This is a genomic window from Stenotrophomonas sp. YJH_SMC_46 (assembly GCF_059370315.1).
Genome location: NZ_JCAFTO010000001.1, coordinates 560,593 through 586,968, shown reverse-complemented (window position 1 = coordinate 586,968; position 26,376 = coordinate 560,593). Strand labels below are relative to the sequence as shown.

The window sequence follows — 26,376 nt, the reverse complement described above, 5'->3', positions numbered from 1 at the left end:
CGGCCCCGCACGTGCCATCAGCGGTGCGAGGTCGGCGACAAAGCGTCCGCGCTGGAGTCCTCACTGGAACGCGGATTCGGTTCGCTTCAGCAACGCGCCCGCTAGGGCGATGCCACCACGGCCTGCGCGCGGCGCGCGGCCTCGGTCATTACCGAGGCCAGTTGCTTCAACGAGTAAGGCTTGCGCAGCAGGGTAAAGCCGTGGCCCGGATCCCGGGCAAGCAACTCGCTGTAGCCGCTGGTGAGGATGACGGGGAGCTCTGGCAGGCGGTCGCGGATGGTGCGGGCCAGATCCAGGCCGTTCATGCCCGGCATCACGACGTCGCTGAACACCACGTGGAAGCGCGAGGCATCCCGTTCCAGCTCCGCCAAGGCCTCGTCTGCATTGCGCGCAAGCATCACGCTGTAATCGAGCTCGCGCAGGGCGCCAACCGCAAATTCGGCCACGTCGACGTTGTCTTCCACCACGAGCACGCAGACGCCGTGGCCATGCTGCAGCCCCGATTGCGCCGCCGGCCGTTCCGTCGTTTCTCCTGCCTGCGCCAGCGGCAGGTACAGCGTAAAGCGGCTACCGGCGCCCGCCTGGCTCTGCACGTCCACCTCGCCTTCGGACTGCTTGACGAAACCGAACACCTGGCTGAGACCGAGCCCGGTCCCGGCACCGACGCTCTTGGTGGTGAAGAAGGGCTCGAAGATGCGGTCGACCACTGCAGGGTCGATGCCTGCGCCGGTATCGGTGACACTGATGGCAGCAAAGTCGCCCTTCATCGGGGCGGCGAAGCGCACCGAAGGCACCGCAGTGACCTGTTCCACTTCGATGGTCACCCTGCCGTGCCCGTCGATCGCATCGCGGGCGTTGACCGCGATGTTGATCAATGCGGTGTCGAGTTGGGTCCGGTCCAGCAGCACCGGCAACGGCGTACTCGGCAACGACAACGATACCTGGATGCGCGCGCCCAGAACCGTGGTGATGATATCCGAGAGCGCGCGCACGCTTTCGCACAGATCGAAGACCTCCGGCGACAGGCTCTGGCGGCGCGAAAATGCAAGGAGTTGCGCGGTCAGCTTGGTGGCGCGGTCCGATGCTGCTGCAATGGCCTGGATGTAGCGGCGTCGGTTGTCATCTGCCGGCCACGTGTGCAGGAGCATGTCCACCGAACCGGTGATGACCTGCAACAGGTTGTTGAAGTCGTGCGCCACGCCGCCGGTAAGCTGGCCGATCGCCTCCAGCTTCTGCGACTGGCGCAGCTGCTCGCGGGCGCGTACCAGTTCCAGGTGGGCTTCCCGCGCCTGCTCGGTGATCGCCGCGACCTGCCGGCTGTGCAGGTCGCGCTCGATCACCCGTTCGGTCTGCTCGCTGACCACGCACAGGATGCCGGCAACGCTGCCGCAGCCGACGCGCAGCGGTGAATAGGAGAACGTCCAGAACGTTTCGCGCATCGAGCCGTCGCGATCCATCATCAATGGCAGGTTCTTGAAGCTGCGGCTGGTGCCGGCAAAGGCATCGTTGACCGCCTGCGCAACGTCCGGCCACACATCGGCCCAGACATCCTCCAGGCGGTTGCCCATCGCGCCGTGCAGCTTTCCTCCCAGCAAGGGCAGGTAGGCATCATTGAAGAAGAAGGCCTTGTCTTCCTTGCCCCAGGCGAGCCAGAGGGGTTCGGGCGAATCAAGGATCATCGCCAGCAACATGCGGAGCTCGGCCGGTGCGCTCGCGGCAGTGGCCGAACGCGCCCAGTCACTGTCCTGCAGCAGTCGGTAGGCAAGCTGCTCAGGCGCCGAGACGGGCAGGGGAAAAGGATGCATGGCCGCCATTGGCGCAGGAAGGTGGCGCAGCATAGCCGAGTGGATGTCATGGCGCCCTGCACATCACCGGCATGAAGGGCATCACCACTTCGGTTGACGGGGCAGCGTTGCACCTCTGTCCTGCAGGTTGCCGCGATCGGGACCGCCGCGCGCTGCTCACTACGCCCGCGGACTCTGCCCCTGGCGGAAGGTCGCGAAGGCGGCCTGATCGCCGCGTCTAGTCCTCACGTGCGCTCCGCGCGGCGAGGGCGTCGCGGCCGGCGTCGGTAAGATCGATATCCCCGTCTTCCGCCTGTACCGCCAAACCCGCGTTGACTGCCCACGTCGCCGCGTCGCCGCGCACCGGTTGCGCAGCGGCGATTGCCTCCAGGATCTCCCGCTGTTGCGCCGTCATGCCCATGAGCCGGCCCTCAGATGCCCAGCAACGAGGTCGGTTGCCAATCCGACAGCCTGGCGTGGCTGACCGGTTGGTGGCAGCCGCACTCGTCGCAGCGGAACAGTGCTCCACCCGGAAGGTGAACCAGATTGTCTTCGCTGGCCGAACTGGTCGAGGAGCAATGCCGGCAGGTAACAGTGAGCGCAGTGATGCGCTGCACGCCGCCGGACAGATCGAACACGGCCTCGAATGCGCGAATGACAGGATGGGCAGTGTCCGGCATCTGGATCTCGACAGGGCAGGGAGGTTGGGAAATCGCATCGTCGCGCGTTGGCCGTGATGGCGCAGTCAGCCAGATGCATGGACACGATCAAGACAGGCGCGGCAATGGGGAGCGGTTCCTTTTCAGGGATCCTTTCCAATCAGGTCCCACGGCTTGTCACAGCCGTCGCGCTCGCTTGATCACACTCCACGCCCTTGTTGCAGCGGGTCCCGCAGGACAATGAAGGCGGCAGAAGAAGTCCCGCCCTGCCGGCTCAGGCGATGCAGATCATCAGTACCGTGCACAGCACCAGCATCAGCACGAACACACGCCGGCTCAGCGCCAGGCACGCCAGATAGGCGGCCAGCGCCCATGCAGCCAGCAGCGCGCAGGCCACCAGCCACAGCCCGATGGCCATCACCGATCCGGCCGCCAATGCAGATAACGCGATGGCCTTGAACAGCGCCACGCCCAGCACACTGCCCAGCATGCCGGCCTGCAAGGCAATGGCATCGTGGTGGGCAGGAACGCGGTGGTGGCGCATTGCGGGTCCGGTGCAGGCCGAGGGGCGTCGGCTGCACTTTGCCCAAAGGCACATCCACGAAATGTGTTCATTGCACCCGAAGCGCGTGGTCGAGCATCCTTGGTGGAACACCCCTCGGCAGATTGCAGGTGCTGCCGGTACGAAGCGCCGTGCTGGTCAAGGCGCTGGCATCCACTTGCCTGTGAATGCCGGTTCTTCAGTGGCTGCCGGCGACGGCGGCCTTACGCTTCCTGTCCAGTGACACCGCCACGCACCACAGCAGCAGGCCGCCAATGGCAGTGGCCGCACCGACATAGCCGGTGCTGGCCGGGCTGAAGCCGGCGCTGATCGCCATGCCGCCCAGCCAGGGGCCGAGCGCATTGGCGGTATTGAACGCGGCGTGGTTGGAGGCGGCCGCCAGCGTCTGTGCTTCACCGGCCACGTCCATCAGGCGGGTCTGCAGCACTGCCGCCAGCGCGCCCATGGTGCCGACGGTGATGATCATCGGGCCGATCGTCCACACGGACTGCGCGGCCAGCGGATACAGCAGCAGCATCAGGATCGACCACAGCAGGACCACGGCGGCGGCCTTGAAGTGGAACCTGTCCACCAGCCAGCCACCGGCGATGTTGCCGATGATCGCGCCGATGCCGAACACGCCCACCGCCAGCGGCATCCACGATTCGGCCACGCCGGTGACCTGCACCAGGGTCGGAGCCAGGTAAGTGAACACGCAGAACATGCCAGCGAAGCCGACTGCGCCGATTGCCAACGCCAGCCACACCTGGGACGTGTTGAAGGCGCGCAGTTCGCGCATCGGCGAGGTGCGCACCTCGTCCGGATCCGGCAGCAGGAAGCGGGCGATCATCGCCACGGTGGCGATGGCCAGCACGCTGACCAGGGCAAAGGCGGTGCGCCAGCTCAGCTGCTGGCCCAGCCAGGTGGTCAGCGGGTTGCCGACCAGGATTGCGATCGACAGGCCCAGCAGCACCCGCGACATCGCCTGGCCGCGCTGGCCGGCAGGGCTGATCGCCGCGGCCACCAGCATCGCAACGCCGAAGTAGGCGCCATGCGGGAGGCCGGCGACGAAGCGTGCCGCCAGCATGGTGCCGTAATTGGGTGCCAGCGCGCTGGCGAGGTTGCCCACCGCGTAGAAGCCCATCAGCGCCAACAAGAGCTTGCGGCGCGGGAAGCTGGCACCCACGAAGGCGAGGATCGGCGCACCGACGACAACGCCGATGGCATAGGCGCTGATCAGGTGACCGACCTGCGTTTCGGAGATCGACAAGCCGCGACTGATCTCCAGCATCAGGCCCATGCTGGCGAACTCGCTGGTCCCGATGGCGAAGCCACCCAGAGACAGGGCGAGGATGATCAGGGTGCGCTGACGGGGCGTCAGCCGCGCAGCCAGGGAAGAGGTGGGGCTCATGCGGGGGCGCGACGGGGCGGGGGAGCCCCCCATTGTACTGCTGCACCGCAACAAGGGCAGCAGCGCTCAGGTAAATCAGCGTTCGATCAGTGACACGCCGCCCCCCGCTGTCCGTGCGGCCTGGTCAGATGCCCAGCGCTGCCCGGGCGTGCGCGTACTTGCCGCGCAGGCGCCCGGCCGTCGCCGTGTCGAGCATCGCCAGGCGCTGCGGATCGGCGTTGTCATCCAGATCGGCCCGCTTCACCTTCAGTGCCAGCGGTGGGCGGCAATGCGCGCGTAGTAGCTGTCCGCGTCGGGGGCCGCGGCGCGCTTGAGCAGGTGCACCGCCTCGCGCAGCGGGGCGGGGAATGCCTCGATGCGTGCGGCAAACGCCGGGCAGTCCTCGGCCACATCATGCAGCCACTCCACCACTTCGGCGTCATCGTCGCCGCGCACCGCAGCCGCCACCCGTGCCACATGGCCGATGTAAGGCTGGCCGGCCTTGTCCATCTGGCCGGCGTGCGCCTCGGTGGCCAGGGTGCGGGCAAGTGCTACCCAGTCCATATCGGTCTCGTTGGATATCGGCGCACAGTTTCGCGCAAAAGCAGGAGCGGTTGTCGATGCGGCGATGACACTGCGATGGGCATGATGGCTGGGCAGGGGCGCGGCGTCGCCCCGAGGAGGAGGAGTTCGATGCAGGAATTCAGGCATGTGCTGGAAACCCGTGGCCGCTACCAGCTGGTAGCGGTGTCCCACGAGCCGGTGTACGCTCCGGGCGATGTGGTCGGCCATGCGGTCGTCGCCGACGATGGGGATCGTCTGACCGACCTGGTATCGCTGGCCGAAGCGCGCCAGTTGCTGTTGCAACGGGTGCGTGAAGAGGGCGAAGAGCCCGGGCTGGAGAACGAAAATCACCTGCGGAAAAAGGCGTCGCGCTGGCGCCGCCGCTAGGCCGTCGCGCCCTCGTGCGCATCATGGAGGATTCGGGTGTTGCCCAGTAAGAAGTATCTGCTCATCGCCATCATCACGCTGGCGACCCTGCTGCTTGGTTTCGTGTTTTCCGGCTACCTGACGCTGCTGTTCCTGGGCCTGGATACCAAGCTGTTCACCTGGAACACCTACTACCAGTACTTCAACGCGCTGGACCAGCCACAGGTCGCGCCCTTCGTTGGCAAGATCCGATGGGCCGGCTACGTGGGCTTCGGCCTGCCGCTGCTGGTATTGGTGGTGACCGGCCTGGTGCTGCTGCTGAAGAAGGACAAGCGCTCGCTGCACGGCGATGCACGCTTTGCCACCGGCGCCGACCTGGCCAGGCATGGCATGTTCAAGAAGACTGGCCAGAGCATCGTGGTCGGCAGCCATGGTGGCAAGCTGGTGCGCCTGGATGGCCAGCAGTTCGTCATCCTGGCCGCGCCCACCCGCTCGGGCAAAGGCGTGGGCGTGGTCATCCCGAACCTGCTGGAGTACGGCGAATCGCTGGTGGTGCTGGACATCAAGCAGGAAAACTTCGACCTGACCAGCGGCTGGCGCGCCAGCCAGGGTCAGGAAATCTACCTGTTCAATCCTTTCGCCGAGGACCGGCGAACGCATCGCTGGAATCCGCTCAGCTACGTCTCCGACGATCCGGCGTTCCGCGTCTCGGACCTGATGAGCATCGCTGCGATGCTGTATCCGGATGGGGCCGAGGACCAGAAGTTCTGGGTCAGCCAGGCGCGCAACGCGTTCATGGCCTTCACCCTGTACCTGTTCGAGAACTGGGACGACGAGCGCAGCAGCGGTTTCCCGGGGGGCGCCGGCACGCCCACGCTCGGCGCGGTGTATCGGTTGTCCTCCGGCGACGGGACCGACCTGAAGAAGTACCTCAAGACCCTGTCGGAGCGGCCGTTCCTCAGTGCCAACGCACGTTCGGCCTTCGCCAACATGCTGTCGCAGGCGGACGAGACCTTCGCCTCGATCCTGGGCACCTTCAAGGAGCCGCTGAACCCCTGGATCAACCCGGTGCTGGACAAGGCCACCAGCAGCAACGATTTCCTGCTGACCGACGTCCGCAAGAAGAAGATGACCATCTACATCGGCATCCAGCCGAACAAGCTGGCCGAGAGCCGGCTGATCATCAACCTGTTCTTCAGCCAGCTGATCAACCTCAATACCAAGGAACTGCCCAGGTCCAACCCGGACCTGAAGTACCAGTGCCTGCTGCTGATGGACGAATTCACCTCGATCGGCAAAGTCGAGATCATCGCCTCGGCGGTGTCCTACATGGCTGGCTACAACATCCGCCTGCTGCCGATCATCCAGAGCATGGCCCAGCTCGATGCCACATACGGCCGCGAAGTCTCGCGCACGATCATCACCAACCATGCCCTGCAGATCCTGTACGCGCCGCGTGAGCAGCAGGATGCCAACGACTATTCGGACATGCTGGGCTACACCACGGTGCGCAAGAAGAACGTCACGCATGCCAGAGAGAAGACCCACAACTTCACCGAAGAGCGGCGTGCACTGATGCTGCCGCAGGAGCTGAAGGCGATGGGGCCCGACAAGGAAGTGTTCCTCTACGAAGGCATACCGCATCCGGTGAAATGCGACAAGATCCGCTATTACAAGGATCGCTATTTCACGTCCAGACTGCTGCCGAAGGTCGATGTTCCGATGCTTAACGTCTAATTCACGACGCTAAATTTGTGACTTGGATTCATATTCACTGAAGTGAAAACGTGAGGTAAGTCAAGAATTCGGCATCTGTTCATAGATTTTCAGACTTGTCTGACATGGAATTGACGCGTGGTTGTGCGACCCTATGTCTGTCGTCCAGAAATGTGTGCTGGATGTCAAAGATGTGGCAGTAGGGTGGCCAGGAGTTTGTGCCATGGAAACAAGGATGGTTTCGACGTTGGTGATGTATGCGGGTGGGTTGTCGGCTATGTCCGGCGGCCCCGCAACTTGGTTGGCAGCCGTTGGCTGCAGGGGAGCCGGAGTGGGTGTGCCGCACGCAGCGCATCCCTCTGATTCCGGCGTGCGCGATGCAGCGCCGGACGACCAGGGGACCAATGCTCGGGACTGCTTTTTCGTACGTCAAAGTGAAGCCCGTATGAATCAGGCGTTTATCGCGAAAATGTCCATCGCCGCAGTGGCGGCGTTGATGGTGGCCGGTTGCGCCACCAAGTCCGCTCCCGATTTCGGAGGCCGCTGGAAGCCGGTCAACCGCTTTGCTGCGACAACGACCGAAATTCCGCTGTACTCCAGCTACGTCTACCAGGCCTCGCCGATGGATGGCACGCTCAAAGCCATGCTCGAGCGCTGGGCCAAGGATTCCGGGCGCACGCTGGACTACCGCCTCAGCTCGGATTTCACCCTGTATGGCGCGGTCTCGAAGATCGATACGACCAACGCGCAGCAGGCCGTGATCGATCTGACATCGGCCTATTCGGCGCAGGGTATCTCGGTCTCCATCGTTGGCAACCAGATCGTTGTGCAGAGCGCTGGCTCGACGCCGACCGCGTCGGCGCAGGGCGCTGATTCCAACAGCGGCACCTGAGTCCACCTCGAAATCATCGAACGTGCCGCTCCCCGCGCCTGTCGCAGGGGTGCCACGCCCATTGATGTTTCAGCAGTACGGAAGAATCCATGTTCCGCAAGAAGGATCCCGGCAATAGCCCCAAGGTCGAGCAGTCGGTCGCCAAGGCGGTCAGCTACGAGATCACCGTGGCCGACATGGCACGCCGCAGCGAGCGGCGTGCATGGTGGGTCGCCACAGGCTCATTGCTGATGTCGCTCGCACTGGCGGGCGGCTACTACTACATGCTGCCGCTGAAGGAAAAGGTGCCGTTCCTGGTGATGGCCGATGCCTACACGGGTACGGCGACCGTCGCGCGGTTGAGTGGCACCTTCCAGGGCGAGACGATCACCACCAACGAAGCGATCAATCGCAGCAACGTCGCCCAGTACGTGCTCGCGCGCGAATCGTATGACTCGGCGGTGATGGGCCTGCGTGACTGGGAACTGGTGTTCGTGATGTCCACCGATCCGGTGGCGCAGTCCATGCGTGTCCGCTATGCCGGCAACAATCCGCAGAACCCGTTCGTGATGTACGGTCGCGAGCGCGCCATCCGGGTCAAGATCCTCAGCATCACGCCATTGGGTGCCGAGCCGAACGGCAGCTTCCGCGGCGCTTCGGTGCGCATCCAGCGCAGCCTGCTGGACAAGCGCACCGGCGTCTCTACCTACCTGGACAACCAGCTGGTGACGATGCGCTTCGAGTACAACCAGAACCTGGCGTTGTCCGAACAGGATCGCATCCTCAATCCGCTGGCCTTCCAGGTCACCGAGTACCGCGTCGACAACGACTATTCGCGTGGCGTGCCGGTGCCGGATGACGGTGCCATGCAGGCGCAGGCGCAGCAGGCCGCACAGGCGGCGCAGCAGGCACAGGGTGTCTACGATCCCAACAATCCGGCCGCAGCCACCATGATCGACCCGGCCACCGGCCAGCCGGTCGCGGTGCCAGCCAACGGCCAGGTACCGGGCCAGGCAATGCCGGGACAGCCTGTACAGGGCCAACCGATGCCGGGTCAGCCGGTGCAGGGGCAAGCAATGCCGGGGCAGGCCATGCCCGGACAGCCGGCCATGAGGCCGGCGCAGAACAATTCCACCGGAACTGCTGATGGAGCAAGCAACCGATGAGTAGTCGAAATATCAGGGGAAGCGCGCTGGCGCTGCTGTCGATGTTGTCGTTGCTGTTCCCGGCAGCGGCGATGGCGCAGGCGGTTGACCACTACGAGTACGAGAAGGACCGCATCTATCCGGTTCGCACCGGCCTGGGCCTGACCACCCAGATCGAGTTGAGCCCGAACGAGAAGATCCTCGACTACAGCACCGGCTTCAGCAGCGGCTGGGAACTGACCCGTCGCGAGAACGTGTTCTACCTCAAGCCGAAGAACGTCGACGTCGACACCAACATGATGGTGCGCACCGAGACCCATTCCTACATCTTCGAACTGAAGGTGGTGGCCACCGACTGGCGCCAGCTGGAGCAGGCCCGTCGTGCAGGCGTGCAGTACAAGATCGCCTTCGTCTATCCCAACGACACCGTGTTCGGTGTCGCCCAGGAAGCGGTCGAGGAAGAGGCCAAACCGCTGTTGAGCTCGGAACTGGCCAAGGACCGCCAGTACAACTTCAACTACTCCTATTCGACCAGCAAGGCGAAGAAGATGGGGTGGCTGATCCCGGTCAACGCCTATGACGATGGCCGTTTCACCTATCTGAAACTGCCGAACTCGCCGGAGTACAAGACCGGCATCTTCCCGGCCGTGTTTGGTCGCGAAACGGAATACGGTGAAGACTTCGTGGTCAACACCACGGTTGAAGGCAATACGCTGATCGTGCACGGGACCTACCCGTACCTGGTCATCCGCCACGGCGACTTCGTCGTCGGCCTGCGAAGGAACGTGAAGAAATGAGCCAGCAGAACACTCCCGGAAACGACCCGAACAATGGACGCGACGAGAGCCAGAGCCCGTACGGCGCACAGGGTGCCGCGGACGCGCCGTCGAATCCCTACTTCGGCACGGCCCAGGCCGAGCCGGCGCCGGATCTGGACGCGGCCGCGCCGCAGCTGCGCTCGGCCGAAGAGCAGCGGCTGAACCGGAAGGCGCTGCTGTTCCTCGGTGGCATCGTGTTGCTGTTGGTGGCCATGGGCTTCCTGCTGTTCCGCAAGGGCCAGGATGACAAGGACGCTGCACAGAAGGTGCCGGAAGTCGCGCGTGTGTCCACGCCGACGCTGCCGGACGCTGTGCAGACGGATCCGGTTCCGTCCCAGGCGATGCAGCCCGTTGACCCGATTCCGATGCTGCCGCCGCCGCCGTCCGGGCCTACTCGCGCAGAACCGGCCTTCAGCATGAGCGAGCGCGAAGCCCCGCGGGGTCCGACGCTCGCCGAGCGCCGGATGGGAGCGTCGGGGAACGGCTTCGTTGGTGCTGGCGACAGCGCGGGCGGTGATGGGCAGGGGGGCCAGGAAGACGAGCTGACCCGTACCCTTCGCCTCCAGGCCCAGATGATGGGTGGACAGCAGAATGCAGCGCCGGCCCGGGTTCGTCGCGGCCCCGATGTTGATGACGTGTCCAATGCCAGCTACATCCGCAGTCCCGATGCGCTGCTGGTGCGGGGTACCTACCTGCGTTGCGTGCTGGAAACCCGCATCATCACCGATATCGCGGGCTACACTTCGTGCCTGCTGACCGAACCGGTGTACTCGATCAACGGCCGCAATCTTCTACTGCCGAAGGGCTCCAAGATCTATGGCGCCTATGGCGGCGGTCCCACCGGCAAGCGGGTGGAAGTGATCTGGGATCGCATCACTACGCCGAATGGTATCGACGTGGCCATGTCCAGTCCGGGCGTGGATCAGCTGGGCGGCGCCGGGCATCCGGGCCAGTACAGCGCGCACTGGGGCAGCCGTATCGCCTCGGCGCTGATGATCAGTCTGCTGGCGGATGCGTTCAAGTACGCCGCTGCAGAGCATGGCCCGGAAACCACTACCGTGGCGAATAACGGCATGACCATCCAGTCGCCCTATGAGAGCGCCACCGCACGCACCATGGAGCGCTTGGCCAATGAATCGCTGAGCCAGCGTCGTCCGCCGACCGTCACCATCAACCAGGGCACGATCGTGAACGTCTACGTTGCAAAGGACGTTGACTTCACCAACGTGCTGAACCCCCGCCGGTAACCCAACGAACGATCATGGACGCCGAAGTGTCCCCCCTCGCCCTCGTCTCCAGCGATTTCCTGCGCTATCAGTACGAAGTGCTGGGCATCGCCGAGTACATGACTTCTCCGGAAGTGACGGAAATCTGCATCAACCGTCCCGGCGAGCTGTACCTGGAAACCCGGGCGGGGTGGCAGCGGGTGGAGGTGCCGAGCCTGACGTTCGAGCGGGCCCGGCAGTTCTGCACGGCAGTGGTGAACGAGAGCAACACCGGCCAGCGCATCACCGATGCCGATCCGGTGGTGTCGCTCACGTTCCCCACCGGCCAGCGTGCGCAGTTCGTGATTCCGCCGGCCTGTGACGCGGGGAAGGTGTCGATCACCATCCGTTTGCCTTCCAAGCACACCAAGTCGCTCACGCAGTATCACGAAGACGGCTTCTTCAACCAGATTCTGGAAAGCGATGGCAGCATCAGCGAGCAGGATCGCGAGCTGCTGGAGCTGCGTCATTCGCGAGAGTACGCCGAGTTCTTCCGGCGTGCGGTGATGTACCGCAAGAACATCGTGGTATCCGGCGCGACCGGCAGCGGCAAGACCACCTTCATGAAGGCGCTGGTCAACCATATTCCGGACAACGAGCGCCTGGTCACCATCGAGGACGCACGCGAGCTGTTCCTGACCCAGCCCAACGTGGTGCACCTGTTGTATTCCAAGGGCGGGCAGAGCACCAGCAATGTGACGGCCAAGAGCTGCATGGAAGCCTGCCTGCGCATGAAGCCCGAACGCATCATCCTGGCCGAGCTGCGCGGTGACGAAGCGTTCTACTTCATCCGCAACTGCGCGTCCGGCCACCCGGGCTCGATCACCAGCTGCCATGCCGGCAGCCCGGAGCAGACCTGGGACCAGCTGGCGCTGATGGTGAAGGCTTCAGCCGAAGGTTCGGGCCTGGAGTTCAACGTGATCAAGCGGTTGTTGATGATGACCATCGACATCGTCGTGCATATCAAGGCGCATGCCGGCTCGCGCTACATCACCGGCATCGACTTCAATCCTGGGCGTGCCCAGGGGCAGGAGGGCTGACCAATGCTGCCAGGACTGGAAATGATGGCGTGCCCGGAAATGGCCGTCTCGATGGACGTGATGCAACACGTCATCAACGTGGAGTCGTCGCGCAACCCGTATGCCATCGGCGTGGTCGGCGGTGCACTGGTGCGTCAGCCCAAGGCGTTGGATGAAGCGCTGGCGACGGTGCGCATGCTGGAAGAGAAGGGCTACAACTTCTCGATCGGGTTGGCCCAGGTCAATCGCTACAACCTGGGCAATTACGGGCTGGATTCCTACGAGAAGGCCTTCCAGCAGTGCCCGAACCTGCAGGCCGGTTCGCGCATTCTCGCCGACTGCTACAAGCGCTCCGGTGGTGACTGGGGCAAGTCGTTCAGCTGTTACTACTCGGGCAATTTCGAGACCGGCTTCCGTCACGGCTACGTGCAGAAGATCTACGACTCGATCCGCCGCGGCCAGCAGGTCGCCAGCAATGGTGTCGCACCGATCGACGTGGTCAGTCGCGGTGAGCGCCGTGCAGTGAAGGTCGAGCATCATCCGCAGCTCGCTTCGCCGGCGCAGGCGCGCATCGTTGCACAGTCCAATGGCCCGGTGTACGTGCCGTCGGAAGATCCGGCACGCGCCTATGTCGTGTACCCGTCCACCGGTGCGATGGCGCGGGGCAGTCTGCTGAATCTCGCCGACCAGGCGCTGTCCAAGGTGGTGCTGGGTTCAGTGGACAGGATGATGCAGCCCCAGGCGCAGCCCAGCCAAGGGCCCGCCTATCCCCAGCAGCAGGCCGGTGGCATGCCGCAGCAGCTGCCTCAGCAGGGTGCTGCGCAGGCGATGGCCATGCCGCAGCAGTTGCCGGGCGCTGCCGGTGCCAGCAATGAGGGGCCCGTGATGCTGCGGCCCTGGAGCGAGCGCAACCAGCCTGTGGCGGGTGCCGAGAATTCGTACAACGCACCGGTGCAGGCCGCACCGGTGCAGCAGATTCCCGCAGGGGATGCGGCCTTCGTGTTCTGACGAAGTCGTGGTGCGGCCAGTCCCCCGGCTGGCCGATTCAGTTGTGTTAGTCCATCAACAAGGAAATCAATCCATGAAGCGATCCAATCTCGACCTCGTCCAGGCCCAGCGCACGCTGAAGACCCTGCTGATGGCCACGGTTTTCGTCGGCGCCATGTTCGCCCCGCAGGTCTTCGCCAACGGTGCCGTCGACTTCGGCGGCACCGACAAGAAGGTGTGCGGCTTCTTCAACAACATCAACGGCCTGCTGAACATCGCCTCGATCGCCGTGGTCACCATCGCGGTGATCTTCGCCGGTTATCAGATCGCGTTCGCGCACAAGCGCATCGCTGACGTTGCACCGATTCTGATCGGCGGCGTGCTGATCGGCGCTGCGGGCCAGATCGCGCGCATGCTGCTGGGTGATGGTAGCGACGGCAAGTGTGGTGGTGGCACCAGCACCTCCTACCTGATCAACCATGTGATCCAGTACTACAGTGCATAAGAACGTCGTGTTCCGCGGCTGCACGCGCCCAGCGATGTTCCTGGGCGTGCCCTATCTGCCATTTTTCATGGTGGCAGGTGGCTTGCTGCTGCTCAGCATGTACACGAACTTCTGGTTCCTGCTCACCATTCCGGTGGCGGTCTTCATCATGCGGCAGATGGCCAAGCGTGACGAAATGATCTTCCGCCTGTTGGGCCTGCGCCTGATGTTCAAGCTGAAAGTCCGCAACGTGCAGGAACACGATGGCATGTGGGTGTTCAACCCCAACCATTACCGCGACAAGCCGGCCCGAATGGATTGAGGTCCGGATCCGGCCTGGCGGGCGTCCGCGCCCGTCGGGTCTGTTGAAACTTTTTGGCAGTACCTCTTTGGAAGCAGTCGTATGTTCAGCCCAGACACCTCCATCAGCGAGTTCATTCCATTGTCGTCGCACGTCGCCCCGAACGTGGTCAAGACCACGGGCGGCGACTACCTGCTGACCTGGCATCTGGAAGGGCTGCCGTTCGTCGGCCGTGAGGAGTGGGAGCTTGAGCATCGCCACAACACGTTCAACCGCCTGCTGCAGACGCTGCGCGCGCCGGATTTCGTCAACGTCGCCTTCTGGGTGCACGACATCCGTCGTCGCCGGACCCTGAAGGGCAGGAGCAACTACAAGCAGCGCTTCAACCAGGATGTGTCCGATCAGTACATGGGCATGTTGTCCTCACAGCGCATCATGCAGAACGAGCTGTACCTGACCATGATCTACCGCCCCGTGGTGGCGGGTAAGCGTTTCGTCGAGAAGTCGGCGAACGTGGACAAGCTGCGCGCCGAGCAGGAGCAGGCAGTAGAAAAGTTGATGGAGCTGGCCGGCAACGTCGAGGCCGTCATCCGCGACTATGCGCCGTACCGCCTGGGAATGTACGAGGCAAAGAACGGCGTGGTGTTCTCTGAAACGCTGGAGCTGTTCGGCTACCTGATCAATCGCATCGACGAGCCGGTGCCGGTGCTGTCGGCACCGATCAAGGACTACCTGCCAGTGAGCCGGCACATGTTTTCGGCCAAGACCGGTGACTTCGTCATCAACACCCCCAACGGTGCCAACCACTTCGGCGCCATCCTGAACATCAAGGAATATGCTGAGGGAACGTACCCGGGCATCCTCAACGGCCTGAAGTACCTGGACTACGAGTACGTCATCACCCATTCGTTCAGCCCGATGGGGCGCCAGGACGCGCTCAAGGTGCTCGACCGCACCAAGGGCATGATGATCTCCTCCGGCGACAAGGCGGTCAGCCAGATCGTCGAGCTGGACCAGGCGATGGATCAGCTCTCGTCGGGCAATTTCGTGCTCGGCGAATACCACTTCATCATGGCAGTCTACGGCGACAGCCAGGCCAAGCTGTCACAGAACGTGGCCACGACGCGCGCCGAGCTGTCCAATGCCGGTTTTGTGTCGACCAAGGAAGATCTGGCGGTTACCTCGTCTTTCTACTCGCAGCTGCCGGCCAACTGGCGCTACCGCACCCGCCTGGCCAATGTCAGCTCGCTGAACTTCCTGGGCCTGTCGCCACTGCACAACTTCGCGACCGGCAAGCAGCACAACAACCCGTGGGGCGACTGCGTCACCACGCTGCAGACCACCAACGGCCAGCCGTACTACTTCAATTTCCACGCGACCCATCCGTCAGAGAACTCGTTGGGCGAGAAGGCGATCGCCAACACCATGGTGATTGGTAAGTCCGGTACCGGTAAGACCGCACTGATCAACTTCCTGCTCAGCCAAGTGCAGAAGTATGAGCCGTCACCGACCATCTTCTTCTTCGACAAGGATCGGGGTGCGGAGATCTTCGTGCGCGCCTGCGGTGGTAACTATCTGGCCTTGGAGAACGGCGCGCCGACCGGCTTCAACCCGTTCCAATGCGAGAACAATGAAGCCAACGTTCAGTTCCTGGCCGACTTGATCAAGGTGCTGGCCGGCAAGCGTGAGTACAGTGCGCGCGAGGAAGAGGACATCTACCGCGCAGTGGAAAGCATGCTCGATACGCCGATGCACCTGCGCAGCATGACCAACTTCCAGAAGAGCCTGCCCAACATGGGCGACGATGGGCTCTATGCACGCATGCGCCGCTGGACCTCGGGCAATTCGCTGGGCTGGGTGTTCGACAATCCGGTGGATACCGTTGACCTGAGCAAGGCCAACATCATCGGCTTCGACTACACCGACATCATCGACAATCCCGAAGTGCGCGTGCCGGTCATCAATTACCTGCTGCACCGCCTGGAGTCGTTGATCGATGGTCGTCCGCTGATCTACGTGATGGACGAATTCTGGAAGATCCTGGACGGCGAGGGTGGCCTGAAGGAATTCGCCAAGAACAAGCAGAAGACCATCCGTAAGCAGAACGGTCTGGGCATCTTCGCGACGCAGAGCCCGGAGGACGCGCTGAAGAGCGATATCTCCGCCGCACTGATCGAACAGACCGCCACGCTGATCCTGCTGCCGAATCCGAATGCCAGCAAGAGCGACTACATGGATGGCCTGAAGCTGACCGAGGCCGAGTTCAGGGTGGTCACCGCCTTGGACGAGCGCTCGCGCTGCTTCCTGGTCAAGCAGGGCCATGCGTCCAGCGTCTGCCAGCTCAACCTGCGTGGGATGGACGACATCCTGTCGGTGATCTCGGCCTCGACCGACAACATCGACATCATGCATCGGGTGTTGCAGACCGCTGCAGTCCGCAATCGGATCACCGTGGACGAGCTCACGCCGGAACAGTGGTTGGAAGATTTCTACAAGAACCGGAAGGGTTCGGGGAAGGAACCCCGTTCCGACGCTGCTTGATGGCAGCGCAAGCAGGAGACAGGCAAGTGGATGTCAATCTGAACAACAGGAGTTTTGCCATGAACATCGTCAAGCGTCGGGCCAGCGCCCGCAAGGTACTCAAGCCGGTGGCCAAGGTGCTGGGTGTTGCCTTGGCGCTGTCTGCCACCAATGCTGGGGCATTTGGTCCGGTGCAGGAAACCGGTCCAGCGCTGATGCAGCACATCTGGAACCAGTTCAATACCCTGCAGTCCAAGGTGCAGGAGAAGACCCAGTTCGTCAGAGAAAATACACAGTGGCTTCAGGACTGGAACCAGACCATCAAGGAGTATGGCGAGATGCTGGTTCAGGTGCAGGGTATCGTCAACAACTTCGGTCTTCCTTCCGCTGCACAGCTGACGCCCGTTTCGCCCAAGTACCTGGTCGCTGAAACCTGTGGCACCGGCGCAGATTTGAAGGACATGCTGCCCAACATCATTTTCAATTCAAAGGGCGACTGGAAGAGCCAGCAGACGCAGATCTGCGTGAACATCCGCATGATGCAGAATCGCAAATACAACGATGCGGTTTACTTCATGCAGACGACCGGGCCTGCGTTCCTGAAGAGCATGGATGACATCGCGCAGTTGCGTTTTGGTAGCAATCGGCTCGGTGACATGAACGCGGTGGCGAACGACTCGATGCGTACTGCGAACGAAATGAACGCAACGATCAAGAACTTTGAAGCCCGGATCAAGGCATACGACGCCTACATCGATGTGATGGAGGCCAATCAGAAGGTCGTGGCCCAGTCTGCGCTCAAGGGCGATCCAACCAAGACCGTCATCAGTGACCTGGTCAAGACAGCAGCGCTGAAGACGGCGTTGTCCATCGACTGATGCGTGGAATGAAGCACCTGAGGTTCGAGTCCCTACGGGGCGCCTCAAGCGATAGCGGTATCACCAAGGGAATGTGGGTATGACGATCAGGTCGATTGCCAACTTTGATTTTTCGGGCGGATTCCAAGATTTGATGGGGCACGTGGCGCGCGTCCAGTCGGTCGGCGACTTCGTTTTCTTCAAGCTCATCCTGGACTATCTGCGGGAGCGAATCGGCAAGTTCGGCTTCGACGTCATGGACAACATGATGGCGTGGTTGGGCGGAATGGCGCTGACCCTCATGACCTTGTGGGTCCTCATTCAGGGCTATCGTATCGTCACCGGACGCAGCCGCGATTCGATGATGATCTTGGTGACCAACATGGCGCGCGCCGCACTTATCGTGGCTGTAGCGACAAGCATGGGCATGTTTGGCCGGGATCTTCATGAATTCCTGACCGAGGACGTGAAGGGTCTCATCACCCATGTCGTTACCGGGAAGGATCAGAAGCCCGAGGAGCAGATCGACAAGAGCTTGGCCTGGATGCAGGTTGCGCTGTCCAGTGTGGATGGAATCAAGATCCTGAATGACCCGGGGCTGCAGGAAGACAAGACACGAGCCATGTGGTTCATCGGCTTGGGTACGGGCGGCCCGGCGGTGACTGCTGGCTCGATGCTGTTGCTCTATGAGGTCGCGATGGCGTTGTTCATCGGTTTCGGCCCACTGTTCATCCTCTGTCTGTTGTTCGATCAGACCAAACAATTGTTCCAGCGATGGCTCTTCTACGGAATCGGGACCATGTTCTCGATGGCGGTGCTGTCGGCAATGGTGTCCATTGCATTGGATATGGTGATCCGCGTGTCTTCCTCGTTCTGGGCGACGGCGCTGGTGAACAGGTTCCTGCTTGACGGGGCTTCCAGCGACGGTATGACCAGTCAGGCGATGCAGCAGGGCGGCATGGGCCTGATTCTGACGACCTTGATTCTGACTGCGCCCCCAATGGCGGCCATGTTCTTCCAGGGCACCTTGGGCAGCTTCATGGCATATTCGCAGATAGGTGGCAGCCCGGTGGCACAGGCGCCGGGACCGAGCGGACAGCCGCCGGGTAGTTACAAGCCGGCAGCTCCAACCAATTCAGAGGAATCCGTGAGTAGCCAGAGCCTTACGATCCCGAAAATCGCGCCGGGTACTAGCAACTCGGTACATACGCCGGGGTCGCTTGGTAACGCCGCAGTTCGGTGAGCTATGTCACGGCAGTTGCTGAATGGGTAGGGTACTGGATGCAAGAGGTGAAAACGATGAAGCTGCTTTCTTTGCTCCTTTTCTTTGGGGTGCTGCTGGCTCCTGTGTCCGCACTTGCCGAAGGCGGTAGTTGTCCGCCAGGGTTCTACCCGATAGGAGGGCAAGGGGCCAGAGGCTGTGCTCCGATTCCTGGTGGCGACAGCGGTGGCTCGGATCAGCTGCCGCTACTTCCTCCAACGCCGACGGGGGAATGGTTAAGTACGTGGGGAGCAATCGCTGCGTCCGAAGCTACTTCTGAGGTAGGAATGGCCTCCGGAATGAATTCCGCAGAAGCCGCCGCTGCCGAGGCTGTGAGGCGCTGTGGTGGTGGAGGAGCCACGGACTGCAAGGTTACTGTCTCTTACTCAAATCAGTGCGTCGCGTGGTTGATTCCTTCTTCAGGTGGCTCGGGGGCTAAATCCGCAGTTGGTAAGGCTCCAAAGAAAAGGCAAGCGATCTCCTTGGCGGGTAAAGGTTGCGTAGATCCCAGTGGAAAGAAGTGCAGGGTCTTTTACGCAGACTGTTCTGAACCTGTTTTCCGTAAGTTCTAGCGATGCAAGTTCGTCGATTCTCTTAAGTCGATTGATTGGTTGCGTCGGAGTCGCCTGGAGCTTGAAGGTGCATCCAGGGCTTGCGTAAATGGGCCGGAAATTCAGAGAGTTGGCTTGATGTTGATGCGTTGATTTAGATTCTTGCGCATTGTCAATCGTGGCCACTCTTTCGTAGTTTCCTGCGTTCTGCGGATTGGCGGAGCACGGGTGACTGTACCGGCTGCGAATGGCTAGCTGATAGTGGATTCTTCGGGATTTGGCTCTGGATGACAGGTGAAAAGCTTTCCTTCGGATGTTGGGGGATTTCGAACGTCATCAGGGGTTCGAAGGTCATGTATAGGTTCGCGGCGAGTCTAGCGGTAGTTCTAGCACTTACGTCCGACCTGGCTTGGGCGGAAGGAAGGTGTCCTCCAGGCCAGTATCCGATTGGCGGGCGGGGTGCCGGCGGATGTGCGCCGATTCCTGCTGGTGGATCAGGAGCGGAAAGCCCGCGTCCAACGGGACGGTGGATCAAGACTTGGGGAGCATTTGCCGCCGCGCCTTCCGGAATCGCAGGAGCGGCAAGTGGGTGGAGGAAGAAGGCGGATGCGGGAAGCGCGGCGGTGAGATCCTGCTCTGATGCAGGCGGTCGGGATTGCCGAGTGAAGTTCACCTATAAGAATCAATGCGCGACGGCGGCTGTCTCGAATGCGGGAACCGGGGGGACTTTCTACTCTGCTGCAGCCACAAAGGAGGAGGCGGAAGGCCTATCCTTGGCGCAATGTCGTGCTGCGTCCAAAGAGACATGTGAAGTTGTCATGTCCAATTGCACCGAGCCGGAGTTTGAGAAGTTTTGAGTAATTGCCCGCATTTTTCTCGTGATGCGGCGATAGAATGGCCCGCCGTTGAGCGGGCTGTTTTTTTTGCGCCCATCAACTAAGAAGAACTCTACTCTTGATGTTGGGAGATTCTCGGTATGATCAGGCGTTCAGCAGCGACAAATTTGGCCCCAGCAATTGACGTGGCGGGTGCTGCGCTCACATCTGAGTAGGTCCGGGCAGCAGTAGCGCGACATGGGCTCGATCCTAGCGAACACTATCTGACTGTCGCCAATGGCGGCCATGTTCGTCTAGGGCGCCTTGGGCAGCTTCATGGCATATTTGCAGATGGGTAGCAGTGCAGTCGAATACAGGCAGGAGGCGCGATGTCTTGGAGGTTTACGCTTCTACGTAGTTGGCGGGTGATCCTGGGCTTTTTGTTGGCCGCAGTCTTCCAGTCGGCAGCGTTCGCGGAGGGCGGGTGCCCTCCGGGGCAGTATCCTATTGGCGGGCAAGGTGTCCAAGGATGCGCTCCGATCCCTGGGGCGGGTGACGGCTCGCTCAAGACGCCGCAACCCGAAGGGAAGTGGATCGAAACGTGGGGCGCGATCTCTGTTTCTCGTGAGGGCGCGTCCGGAGTGTCTATCGGGAAGCGTAGTAAGTCTGAGGCAGAGGCAGAGGCTGTGATGCAATGCCGGCACTCAGGTGGTCGTGCCTGTCGAACTTCTTTTTCCTACGAGAATCAGTGCGTTGCTGCGGTGGTCCCCAGTTCGGGTTCCGGCGGCACCAGCTTTGGTGGAAAGGCGACTGTCGATGAAGCAATTCAATTGGCAACTCGTCTTTGTATAAGGGATGGGGGGCAGGGATGCCACGTCGTGTACACCGCGTGCTCAGCTCCTGAGTATGTGCGGAAGTGAAGCGAGGATAGCGCCGGGCTAGCGCCCCGGTTGTTTCGTTGGACCGGCCGTAGTGTTTTCAATTTTTTGGAAATTCTCATTGCGAATGACGGATCCCGAGCGCCGCAATGGTGCTTGTATTCGGGTGGGTTCGTTCACCTGATCCGTGTTCGCTGCACCCGTTCCGCTTGCGTCTGCACGAGTGTTAAGTGCCTGATCAGCGCTGCCGTCATCTCCAAGTAGGCATCCATTCACGTTAACCGCACTCATTCTGTGATCAAGTGCGCTTTTCATCCCAAGCCCCCTTCGACGAGCGCTGCCTCCTCGAAGTAAGCTGCGTGCGCGTCAAAATCCCGACGCGCCGGTGCCATCGAACGCAGGAGCTTTTCCGTCCATGAGGACTGTGTCCCCCCGCGGTGCGGGTGACGCTTGCCACCATCGCGGTTGCCGTGGGCTCGGGGCTATCATCCGCCATGGCGGCCGCCGGGCACGTGCGGGGCATCGCCCCGTTTCCGGCCTCCGCTCGGGAACTGGCAAGACGGGATTGAAGGAGTTGCAGGGGATGGAGAAGGGGAGTGGCACGCACATGGACAATGCCCTGGCGTTCGTTCCGTCCGGCGCGAACCTGCTGGAAGCTGTACGCGGCGATCTGACCGGCAATGGTTTCCAGGACCAGCTCCTGGTGATCGACCAACCTCCTCCGGAGGGCTTGTTGCCCGGCGAGCACGGACCGAACCGGGTCCTGCTGTTGCTGCTGGGCGATGCCACGGGCCGCTGGCAGCTGGCGGCACGCAACGACAAGCTGGTGCCGTGCTCAACGCGCGGTGGCATGGCCGGTGACCCCTTCGCCTACGTGACGATTGAAGACGGCGCGTTCAGCGTGATCACCAACGGCGGCAGCCGCGAACGCTGGAGCAGCGTCTACACCTTCCGGTATGCACCTGCCGAGCAGGCGTGCTGGGTGCATGGCGTGCAGCGCAAGGTGGTGGACACCGAAACCGAAGCGACCCACACGCGCGATTTCTCCGCGGCCGAGCTTGGCCGGGTGCGATTCGAGGATTTCGACCCTTCCGTCGTCGCCGACGTGAGCTTGCCCTGAGTGCCATGCCGGTGAGGAGGCGGGAGTATCCAACGATGATCGAGCAGGAGTTTGACCGTGTCGCAGGATAGAGAGTCGCAATTGTTGCGACAGGCCACGGAGGCCGGCATCACCTCGTCCCGGGAACTGGCCAACTTCATGGCGCAGGCCGTGCACGAGTCGCGTGGCCTGAGCCGGCTCAATGAAAGCTTCAACTTCACCCGGGGCATCTCGCAGATCCCGGTCGAGGCCGCGTGGCGTAATGGCAATGGTGCGCTGGAGAGTGCCCGCCAAGAGGCGTTGCGCGGTCGCCCGGAGAACCTGGCCGAACTGATGTACGGCGGGCGGATGGGCAATGACGCACCGGGCGACGCGCTGAAGTACCACGGCCGTGGCTATCTTCCGCTGGTCGGAAAGGAGAATTACGAGCGTGCCGGCAAGGCGCTGGACCTGGACCTTGTGAACCATCCGGAACTGGCTGCGCAGCCCGAGCACGCCGGCCGCATCGCGGTCTGGCAATGGCAGACACGCGTTCCGGAGGCGGCACGCGAGGATGTGCGCGAGGCCACGCGTGCGATCAATGGCGCACTCAATGGCATCGAGGCCCGCCAGCAGCGCTTCGAGGTCTGGCAGCAGAAGCTGACGCCGGACGTGATGGCGCGTCTGGATAGGGGCGAAGTCGGGGCGCCGGCGCAGCAGACCGGTGCACGGGACATGTCGCAGCCGGGCGCGCCGGGACACGTACTGTTCCAGGGCGCACGCCAACACCTGCAGCAGATGGGGCCGCAAAGCGGTCTGCGCAGCGTGCAGGAACTGGACAATGCCGCCGGCGCACTGGCGCTGAGCGCGCAGAAGGCGGGGATGTCGCGCATCGATCATCTACTGGCCGGCAACGACGGCCGCACGTTGTTTGCCGTGCAGGGCGCGCTGGGTGACCCAGCCATGCTGCGCGCATCGGTCGATCGCGAACAGGCGGCGCAGCAGCCGCTGGCGCAGAGCAGCCAGCAGTTGGCCGCCAGCGTCGCCCAGCAGGACCCCGCGGCCGCGCTCGCCCGCGAGCAGGAGCAGCGCTCTCGATCCCTGTAACACCGATGCCGGCGGGCAGGGTGCCCGCTGGCGCTTTACGTACGACGCGTGGCGCCCTGTGGCGCCGACATGGAAACCCACCCGTAAGGACACCACATGCGAATCGTTCCCCCGAATGTCCGGCACGCCGCGGCCCGCTGCAATGCATCCGTGCGCCGCCTGCCGCCGCTCTGGCTGCTGTCACTTGGACTTGCCGCAGCGTCGGCACAGGCTCAGGAGGCAGCGGCGCCCGTCGTGGAGACGCACCCCGCTGCAGAGGCAACTGTTGACGCGCCTGCAGGGGCGGCGCCCGTTACAGCGCCCGCGGTGGCCGACGCCGTTGTCGTGACGCCGGCTCCCGAAGTACCGGTTGCTGTGACACCCCCTGCGGCACCCGTGGTGGACGCGCAGCCGGCGCCGGCTGCGGACCCGGCGCCTGCGCCCGTTGCGCCCGCAGCGGCGGCGCCTGTGGCTGCACCGCCTGCCGTCGTCGAGCCAGCCGTCCCGGCGGTAGCTCCCGCGCCACCCGCCTTGGCCATCGTGCCGTTGCCGCCAGAGCAGGCGACCGAGCGGGCGCTCGGTGCCCGCTGCCCGGTGGATCTGGCCGGGCGGCTGGCGACCCAGGGCGACCTGCTGATTGGCGCCTGCCAGGGCACCATGCCGGCGCATCTGGCCGCGTTGCTGGTCGCGCTGCCCGTGCAGGACATCCACCTGCCGCGCAGCTGGCGCGAGCGCGAGGTGCGGCAGAAGGCATGGTTCAAGGCGGTGCCGGGCTATGGCCAGCGCCCGGACTTCGTCGTGCGGATGGGCGACATCTGGGTGCGTTCGCTGGAAGGGCGCGACGCCGACAGCACGTTCTATCTGGTGTCGGCGCCGTTCACCTGCAGCGACCAGGTCGCCAACCGTGATGAGTACGGCGCGGAGCCGGTCCGCGTACCCGCAGGTGATTGCCGCGAGGCTTATGTGGCCCAGCGTGTGTACCAGGTCCGCGGCGATGCGGCGCCGCGGGATGTGACCGCTGATGCCATGCCGATCATGCCGCAGCAGACGGAAGCGGATCGTGCGCGGCAGCTGTTGCGTGAGGGACAGATCAGCCTGGACCACAGCAAACTGCAGTATGGCCCGGCGATGCGCTGGTTCGTGCAGTACCCGGAGACGGTGCAGAAGGGGGGGCCGCGCGCCTACAGTGACTGGAACCGTGAGCACATCGCGTTCGTGGTCTGGACCGGTGATCGCTTCGAGCTGCGCGAGAAGGTCGCGCGCGCGCAGTGGCCCTGTGACCCGGTGGCACCCGGCGATCGCGCCTGTGGCGGATTCCCGGATTCCGGGCCCGATCTGTTCGTGACGGCCGCAGCATCCGTGCCAATGGCAGCGTCCAGCCCCTGAGCCGGAGTCTCGAAGTGATGCGGGAGCCGGGCTGACCGGCTCCCGCGCTGCATCAGGCCTGCAGGCTGCGGGTCTGGTTCCGCTGCTGTTCGAGCTGCTGGTCGCGCTCCAGCGCAACGCGCTGGTCGGCGGCCTGCTGGTCGATGCGCTGGCTGCTCTGTTCCAGCGGGGTGTTCATCGCCACTGCCGTATCCACCGACACACGAAGGTGGGCGGGGTCACCGCCCTGGCCCTGCACGGCGAAGCTGCGCGAGGCATCGGCATTCATGACCACTTCGTCGATGCGCTTGCCGCCTGCTGCGTGCATTTCGGCGGCCAGACTGCCTGCCAGTTGCGTGCTCATCACGTCTGGTACCCGGCCGACGCGGACATCCTGCGCGTGCACGCCACGGATCGCGTCGTTGAACAGTGGGTTGCCCACATGGTTGGCATCGTCCATTCGCAGCATGCTGGTGTGATGGCCGTTCTTCTCCGCTTCGCGGCGTGCCGGCTCACCGGGCTGCAGCGGGCCGCGGATGTGGTCGTACAGGTCGACGGCGCCGCCTGGAATGCCCCGCGCCGCGCGGGTGACACCACGGCGCAGTGATTCAACGTCGTCGCGGTACTCCTCGATCATCCTGGCGTTGTCTTTTGCCAGCTTCTGCGTTTCCGGGTGCTGCAGCACCGAGCCGTCACCGAGGAAGTTGCCCAGCTTGTGCGCGCCGAACGAGCTGCCTGCGGCGATGATCGGCCGGTCGGGGATAAGGGCGCGCAACGAGTGATTGCTGAAACCGTTCGCGGCGAGCGTGCTGATTTCATTCGGCCTGGCGTAGATGCGCACCTGGCCGAAGTGCGGCGACGCCGCGCTGACCGGATCGGAGGCCATGACATGGTTGATCATGGTGTTGCCGCCTTCCGGGATGCGGTAGCTGAGGCTGACCGCGCCATAGGCGTTGAAGGTTTCGCCCTTGACGCTGAAATGGTGCGAGGTGATCTGGGCCAGAGCGCCACCGAGAGAGTGGCCGGTGACGGTGACTTCGGGTGGGCGCTGTCCGAGATCCTGCCCCTCCTTCTTGGCATAGGCGAGGGCGCGTTGGGTCAGCGCGATGGCGTCCGGTGCTTGGACGTTGGTGCGGGCGACAACCATGCCACCATCGGTCAGGATCGCATCGCGGGCGATCTGTTCGGTGCCGCGATGTGCGACGACAATTTCATTGGTGTCGACTCGCTGGTAGATCGTTCCCTGATAACCGTTCAATCGATTATCAACGTGCTCGAGGATCTTGTACTCATGCCCGTTGATCGCTACGAGCTCTTCCTTGCCGGGAGCGCGTCGACCGACCGCACGGTCCTTGTACACGTCGTCGGAAATACCCGCATAGTCTTGGCTGCTGAGGCTCATTGGCGGACCTCATTGGCTTCAAGTGAAGCCGAGAACAGTGAATTCTGCAGCTCAGGGCGGAACTTGGTGGGGTCTTCTTGGCCGCTTGCGCCGTAGTCAGGAATCTCGTTCACGCGCGGATAGTCCGAACGAGGATAGTAGCGAGTCTCGGTCTCGCCTTTGACGAATGGCGCTGCTTCAATAAATGAAAGGAAGCGCGTCTCGCCCTCAGCCCCCGTCGCCTTCAGCATCGCGCCTGCACCGGTGAACTCCCACTTGCAGACACCGCGACCGTAGTAATCCTCGTCCAGCATGCGGTCGATGTATACAGTGCCCCGGTACTCACCATCAGCGACCTTGCGCAGCTCCACCGGCTCCTGGCTGGTGATGCGTGCGGCGGTACCGGTGGCTGGTTCGATGTGGCCGCACTGGTCTTCGTTGGTGACGTCGTACTGCGCTACGCCTTCGACCACTGCGAAATCACCGGGGGCATCCTTCAGGCGCAGCACCAGTTCATAGGCCTTGCGCGGGCTGGGGTTGAGCTTGGCGAGGCCACGCCCACCCTGGGCGACATCGGCTTCAGCAGCGGCACGTTCCTGGTTCATGGCGGTCTCCGGATTGCAGGCGGTCAATAGAAGCAGAGCAAGGCACGGAATCATCTTGTGGCGCAATGT

At 63.0% G+C, this 26,376-nt stretch carries 27 protein-coding genes; 19 read left to right on the top strand and 8 right to left on the bottom strand.

The window, feature by feature from the left end; genetic code table 11:
- Positions 1-101: 101 nt before the first annotated feature.
- The 6 genes from AC5P8C_RS02735 to AC5P8C_RS02710 form a co-directional block, all read right to left on the bottom strand.
- Complete coding sequence (locus tag AC5P8C_RS02735; RefSeq protein WP_026347058.1) at positions 102-1,805, bottom strand: ATP-binding protein; 1,704 nt, start codon at positions 1,803-1,805, stop codon at positions 102-104.
- A 217-nt stretch (positions 1,806-2,022) separates the two neighbouring features.
- Positions 2,023-2,205, bottom strand: a complete 183-nt coding sequence (locus AC5P8C_RS02730) for a hypothetical protein (RefSeq protein WP_019660302.1) — start codon at positions 2,203-2,205, stop codon at positions 2,023-2,025.
- A gap of 10 nt (positions 2,206-2,215) precedes the next feature.
- A complete protein-coding gene (locus tag AC5P8C_RS02725) occupies positions 2,216-2,464 on the bottom strand; it encodes a hypothetical protein (RefSeq protein ID WP_019660301.1) in 249 nt (82 codons plus the stop codon).
- A 253-nt stretch (positions 2,465-2,717) separates the two neighbouring features.
- Positions 2,718-2,987, bottom strand: coding sequence for a hypothetical protein (locus AC5P8C_RS02720; protein WP_019660300.1), 270 nt, complete (start codon positions 2,985-2,987; stop codon positions 2,718-2,720).
- 196 nt (positions 2,988-3,183) lie between these two features.
- On the bottom strand, positions 3,184-4,395 hold the full coding sequence (locus tag AC5P8C_RS02715; RefSeq protein ID WP_019660299.1) for an MFS transporter: 1,212 nt from the start codon (positions 4,393-4,395) through the stop codon (positions 3,184-3,186).
- Positions 4,396-4,641: 246 nt separating this feature from the next.
- On the bottom strand, positions 4,642-4,938 hold the full coding sequence (locus AC5P8C_RS02710) for a hypothetical protein (RefSeq protein WP_233654032.1): 297 nt from the start codon (positions 4,936-4,938) through the stop codon (positions 4,642-4,644).
- Positions 4,939-5,067: 129 nt separating this feature from the next.
- Here AC5P8C_RS02710 and AC5P8C_RS02705 point away from each other — a divergent pair, with 129 nt between their 5' ends.
- From AC5P8C_RS02705 to AC5P8C_RS02615, 19 genes are all read left to right on the top strand, one after another.
- Positions 5,068-5,325 carry a hypothetical protein gene (locus AC5P8C_RS02705; RefSeq protein ID WP_019660298.1) on the top strand — a complete coding sequence of 86 codons (258 nt, stop codon included), beginning with the start codon at positions 5,068-5,070 and terminating at the stop codon, positions 5,323-5,325.
- Positions 5,326-5,361: 36 nt separating this feature from the next.
- Positions 5,362-7,041 (top strand): type IV secretory system conjugative DNA transfer family protein, encoded by a 1,680-nt coding sequence (locus tag AC5P8C_RS02700; protein ID WP_019660297.1) that lies wholly within the window; start codon positions 5,362-5,364, stop codon positions 7,039-7,041.
- Positions 7,042-7,465: 424 nt separating this feature from the next.
- Positions 7,466-7,912, top strand: coding sequence for a hypothetical protein (locus AC5P8C_RS02695; RefSeq protein ID WP_021202791.1), 447 nt, complete (start codon positions 7,466-7,468; stop codon positions 7,910-7,912).
- A gap of 89 nt (positions 7,913-8,001) precedes the next feature.
- Positions 8,002-9,057, top strand: a complete 1,056-nt coding sequence (locus AC5P8C_RS02690; protein WP_019660295.1) for a VirB8 family type IV secretion system protein — start codon at positions 8,002-8,004, stop codon at positions 9,055-9,057.
- On the top strand, positions 9,054-9,833 hold the full coding sequence (locus AC5P8C_RS02685) for a TrbG/VirB9 family P-type conjugative transfer protein (protein WP_019660294.1): 780 nt from the start codon (positions 9,054-9,056) through the stop codon (positions 9,831-9,833). The genes AC5P8C_RS02690 and AC5P8C_RS02685 overlap by 4 nt, the downstream gene beginning before the upstream one ends.
- Positions 9,830-11,101, top strand: a complete 1,272-nt coding sequence (locus tag AC5P8C_RS02680) for a TrbI/VirB10 family protein (RefSeq protein WP_019660293.1) — start codon at positions 9,830-9,832, stop codon at positions 11,099-11,101. The genes AC5P8C_RS02685 and AC5P8C_RS02680 overlap by 4 nt, the downstream gene beginning before the upstream one ends.
- Positions 11,102-11,115: 14 nt before the next feature.
- The gene (gene virB11, locus AC5P8C_RS02675; RefSeq protein WP_019660292.1) at positions 11,116-12,159 is read left to right on the top strand and encodes a P-type DNA transfer ATPase VirB11; all 1,044 of its coding nucleotides are present in this window, start codon (positions 11,116-11,118) and stop codon (positions 12,157-12,159) included.
- 3 nt (positions 12,160-12,162) lie between these two features.
- Positions 12,163-13,146, top strand: coding sequence for a lytic transglycosylase domain-containing protein (locus tag AC5P8C_RS02670; RefSeq protein WP_495218312.1), 984 nt, complete (start codon positions 12,163-12,165; stop codon positions 13,144-13,146).
- Between the two features lie 73 nt (positions 13,147-13,219).
- The gene (locus AC5P8C_RS02665; RefSeq protein ID WP_058981388.1) at positions 13,220-13,630 is read left to right on the top strand and encodes a TrbC/VirB2 family protein; all 411 of its coding nucleotides are present in this window, start codon (positions 13,220-13,222) and stop codon (positions 13,628-13,630) included.
- Positions 13,623-13,931: a VirB3 family type IV secretion system protein gene (locus tag AC5P8C_RS02660; RefSeq protein WP_019660289.1), complete on the top strand. Its 309-nt coding sequence runs from the start codon at positions 13,623-13,625 to the stop codon at positions 13,929-13,931. Before AC5P8C_RS02665 ends, AC5P8C_RS02660 begins: the two co-directional genes overlap by 8 nt.
- Positions 13,932-14,012: 81 nt before the next feature.
- Positions 14,013-16,451, top strand: a complete 2,439-nt coding sequence (locus AC5P8C_RS02655; protein ID WP_155029776.1) for a VirB4 family type IV secretion/conjugal transfer ATPase — start codon at positions 14,013-14,015, stop codon at positions 16,449-16,451.
- Positions 16,452-16,510: 59 nt separating this feature from the next.
- Positions 16,511-17,308 carry a hypothetical protein gene (locus AC5P8C_RS02650; protein WP_019660287.1) on the top strand — a complete coding sequence of 266 codons (798 nt, stop codon included), beginning with the start codon at positions 16,511-16,513 and terminating at the stop codon, positions 17,306-17,308.
- A gap of 79 nt (positions 17,309-17,387) precedes the next feature.
- Positions 17,388-18,530 carry a TrbL/VirB6 family protein gene (locus AC5P8C_RS02645; protein WP_495218311.1) on the top strand — a complete coding sequence of 381 codons (1,143 nt, stop codon included), beginning with the start codon at positions 17,388-17,390 and terminating at the stop codon, positions 18,528-18,530.
- 38 nt (positions 18,531-18,568) lie between these two features.
- On the top strand, positions 18,569-19,120 hold the full coding sequence (locus AC5P8C_RS02640) for a DUF4189 domain-containing protein (RefSeq protein ID WP_080112520.1): 552 nt from the start codon (positions 18,569-18,571) through the stop codon (positions 19,118-19,120).
- 266 nt (positions 19,121-19,386) lie between these two features.
- Positions 19,387-19,956: a DUF4189 domain-containing protein gene (locus AC5P8C_RS02635; RefSeq protein WP_329842100.1), complete on the top strand. Its 570-nt coding sequence runs from the start codon at positions 19,387-19,389 to the stop codon at positions 19,954-19,956.
- 347 nt (positions 19,957-20,303) lie between these two features.
- A complete protein-coding gene (locus AC5P8C_RS02630; protein ID WP_495218310.1) occupies positions 20,304-20,834 on the top strand; it encodes a DUF4189 domain-containing protein in 531 nt (176 codons plus the stop codon).
- Between the two features lie 541 nt (positions 20,835-21,375).
- Entirely contained in the window at positions 21,376-21,912 is a 537-nt protein-coding gene (locus tag AC5P8C_RS02625; RefSeq protein WP_019660284.1) for a hypothetical protein, read from the top strand.
- Positions 21,913-21,969: 57 nt separating this feature from the next.
- Positions 21,970-22,977, top strand: coding sequence for an XVIPCD domain-containing protein (locus tag AC5P8C_RS02620; RefSeq protein ID WP_346469576.1), 1,008 nt, complete (start codon positions 21,970-21,972; stop codon positions 22,975-22,977).
- 96 nt (positions 22,978-23,073) lie between these two features.
- Positions 23,074-24,342, top strand: a complete 1,269-nt coding sequence (locus tag AC5P8C_RS02615) for a hypothetical protein (protein ID WP_495218309.1) — start codon at positions 23,074-23,076, stop codon at positions 24,340-24,342.
- A 52-nt stretch (positions 24,343-24,394) separates the two neighbouring features.
- Here the strand turns inward: AC5P8C_RS02615 and AC5P8C_RS02610 are convergent, their stop codons facing one another.
- Both AC5P8C_RS02610 and AC5P8C_RS02605 read right to left on the bottom strand, forming a co-directional pair.
- Positions 24,395-25,723, bottom strand: a complete 1,329-nt coding sequence (locus tag AC5P8C_RS02610) for an XVIPCD domain-containing protein (protein ID WP_495218308.1) — start codon at positions 25,721-25,723, stop codon at positions 24,395-24,397.
- Positions 25,720-26,373: a hypothetical protein gene (locus tag AC5P8C_RS02605; RefSeq protein ID WP_019660280.1), complete on the bottom strand. Its 654-nt coding sequence runs from the start codon at positions 26,371-26,373 to the stop codon at positions 25,720-25,722. Before AC5P8C_RS02605 ends, AC5P8C_RS02610 begins: the two co-directional genes overlap by 4 nt.
- Between the last annotated feature and the right edge of the window lie 3 nt (positions 26,374-26,376).

What these genes read in the sequence shown, in the direction of transcription:
- AC5P8C_RS02615 (WP_495218309.1), top strand. Translation starts at nt 23,074, where the DNA reads ATGCGAATCGTTCCCCCGAATGTCCGGCACGCCGCGGCCCGCTGCAAT.
- AC5P8C_RS02650 (WP_019660287.1), top strand. Translation starts at nt 16,511, where the DNA reads ATGAACATCGTCAAGCGTCGGGCCAGCGCCCGCAAGGTACTCAAGCCG.
- AC5P8C_RS02625 (WP_019660284.1), top strand. Translation starts at nt 21,376, where the DNA reads ATGGAGAAGGGGAGTGGCACGCACATGGACAATGCCCTGGCGTTCGTT.
- AC5P8C_RS02670 (WP_495218312.1), top strand. Translation starts at nt 12,163, where the DNA reads ATGCTGCCAGGACTGGAAATGATGGCGTGCCCGGAAATGGCCGTCTCG.
- AC5P8C_RS02610 (WP_495218308.1), bottom strand. Translation starts at nt 25,723, where the DNA reads ATGAGCCTCAGCAGCCAAGACTATGCGGGTATTTCCGACGACGTGTAC.
- AC5P8C_RS02635 (WP_329842100.1), top strand. Translation starts at nt 19,387, where the DNA reads ATGACAGGTGAAAAGCTTTCCTTCGGATGTTGGGGGATTTCGAACGTC.
- AC5P8C_RS02735 (WP_026347058.1), bottom strand. Translation starts at nt 1,805, where the DNA reads ATGCATCCTTTTCCCCTGCCCGTCTCGGCGCCTGAGCAGCTTGCCTAC.
- AC5P8C_RS02655 (WP_155029776.1), top strand. Translation starts at nt 14,013, where the DNA reads ATGTTCAGCCCAGACACCTCCATCAGCGAGTTCATTCCATTGTCGTCG.
- virB11 (WP_019660292.1), top strand. Translation starts at nt 11,116, where the DNA reads ATGGACGCCGAAGTGTCCCCCCTCGCCCTCGTCTCCAGCGATTTCCTG.
- AC5P8C_RS02725 (WP_019660301.1), bottom strand. Translation starts at nt 2,464, where the DNA reads ATGCCGGACACTGCCCATCCTGTCATTCGCGCATTCGAGGCCGTGTTC.
- AC5P8C_RS02680 (WP_019660293.1), top strand. Translation starts at nt 9,830, where the DNA reads ATGAGCCAGCAGAACACTCCCGGAAACGACCCGAACAATGGACGCGAC.
- AC5P8C_RS02630 (WP_495218310.1), top strand. Translation starts at nt 20,304, where the DNA reads ATGTCTTGGAGGTTTACGCTTCTACGTAGTTGGCGGGTGATCCTGGGC.
- AC5P8C_RS02710 (WP_233654032.1), bottom strand. Translation starts at nt 4,938, where the DNA reads ATGGACTGGGTAGCACTTGCCCGCACCCTGGCCACCGAGGCGCACGCC.
- AC5P8C_RS02690 (WP_019660295.1), top strand. Translation starts at nt 8,002, where the DNA reads ATGTTCCGCAAGAAGGATCCCGGCAATAGCCCCAAGGTCGAGCAGTCG.
- AC5P8C_RS02705 (WP_019660298.1), top strand. Translation starts at nt 5,068, where the DNA reads ATGCAGGAATTCAGGCATGTGCTGGAAACCCGTGGCCGCTACCAGCTG.
- AC5P8C_RS02640 (WP_080112520.1), top strand. Translation starts at nt 18,569, where the DNA reads ATGCAAGAGGTGAAAACGATGAAGCTGCTTTCTTTGCTCCTTTTCTTT.
- AC5P8C_RS02730 (WP_019660302.1), bottom strand. Translation starts at nt 2,205, where the DNA reads ATGGGCATGACGGCGCAACAGCGGGAGATCCTGGAGGCAATCGCCGCT.
- AC5P8C_RS02720 (WP_019660300.1), bottom strand. Translation starts at nt 2,987, where the DNA reads ATGCGCCACCACCGCGTTCCTGCCCACCACGATGCCATTGCCTTGCAG.
- AC5P8C_RS02695 (WP_021202791.1), top strand. Translation starts at nt 7,466, where the DNA reads ATGAATCAGGCGTTTATCGCGAAAATGTCCATCGCCGCAGTGGCGGCG.
- AC5P8C_RS02645 (WP_495218311.1), top strand. Translation starts at nt 17,388, where the DNA reads ATGACGATCAGGTCGATTGCCAACTTTGATTTTTCGGGCGGATTCCAA.
- AC5P8C_RS02685 (WP_019660294.1), top strand. Translation starts at nt 9,054, where the DNA reads ATGAGTAGTCGAAATATCAGGGGAAGCGCGCTGGCGCTGCTGTCGATG.
- AC5P8C_RS02715 (WP_019660299.1), bottom strand. Translation starts at nt 4,395, where the DNA reads ATGAGCCCCACCTCTTCCCTGGCTGCGCGGCTGACGCCCCGTCAGCGC.
- AC5P8C_RS02665 (WP_058981388.1), top strand. Translation starts at nt 13,220, where the DNA reads ATGAAGCGATCCAATCTCGACCTCGTCCAGGCCCAGCGCACGCTGAAG.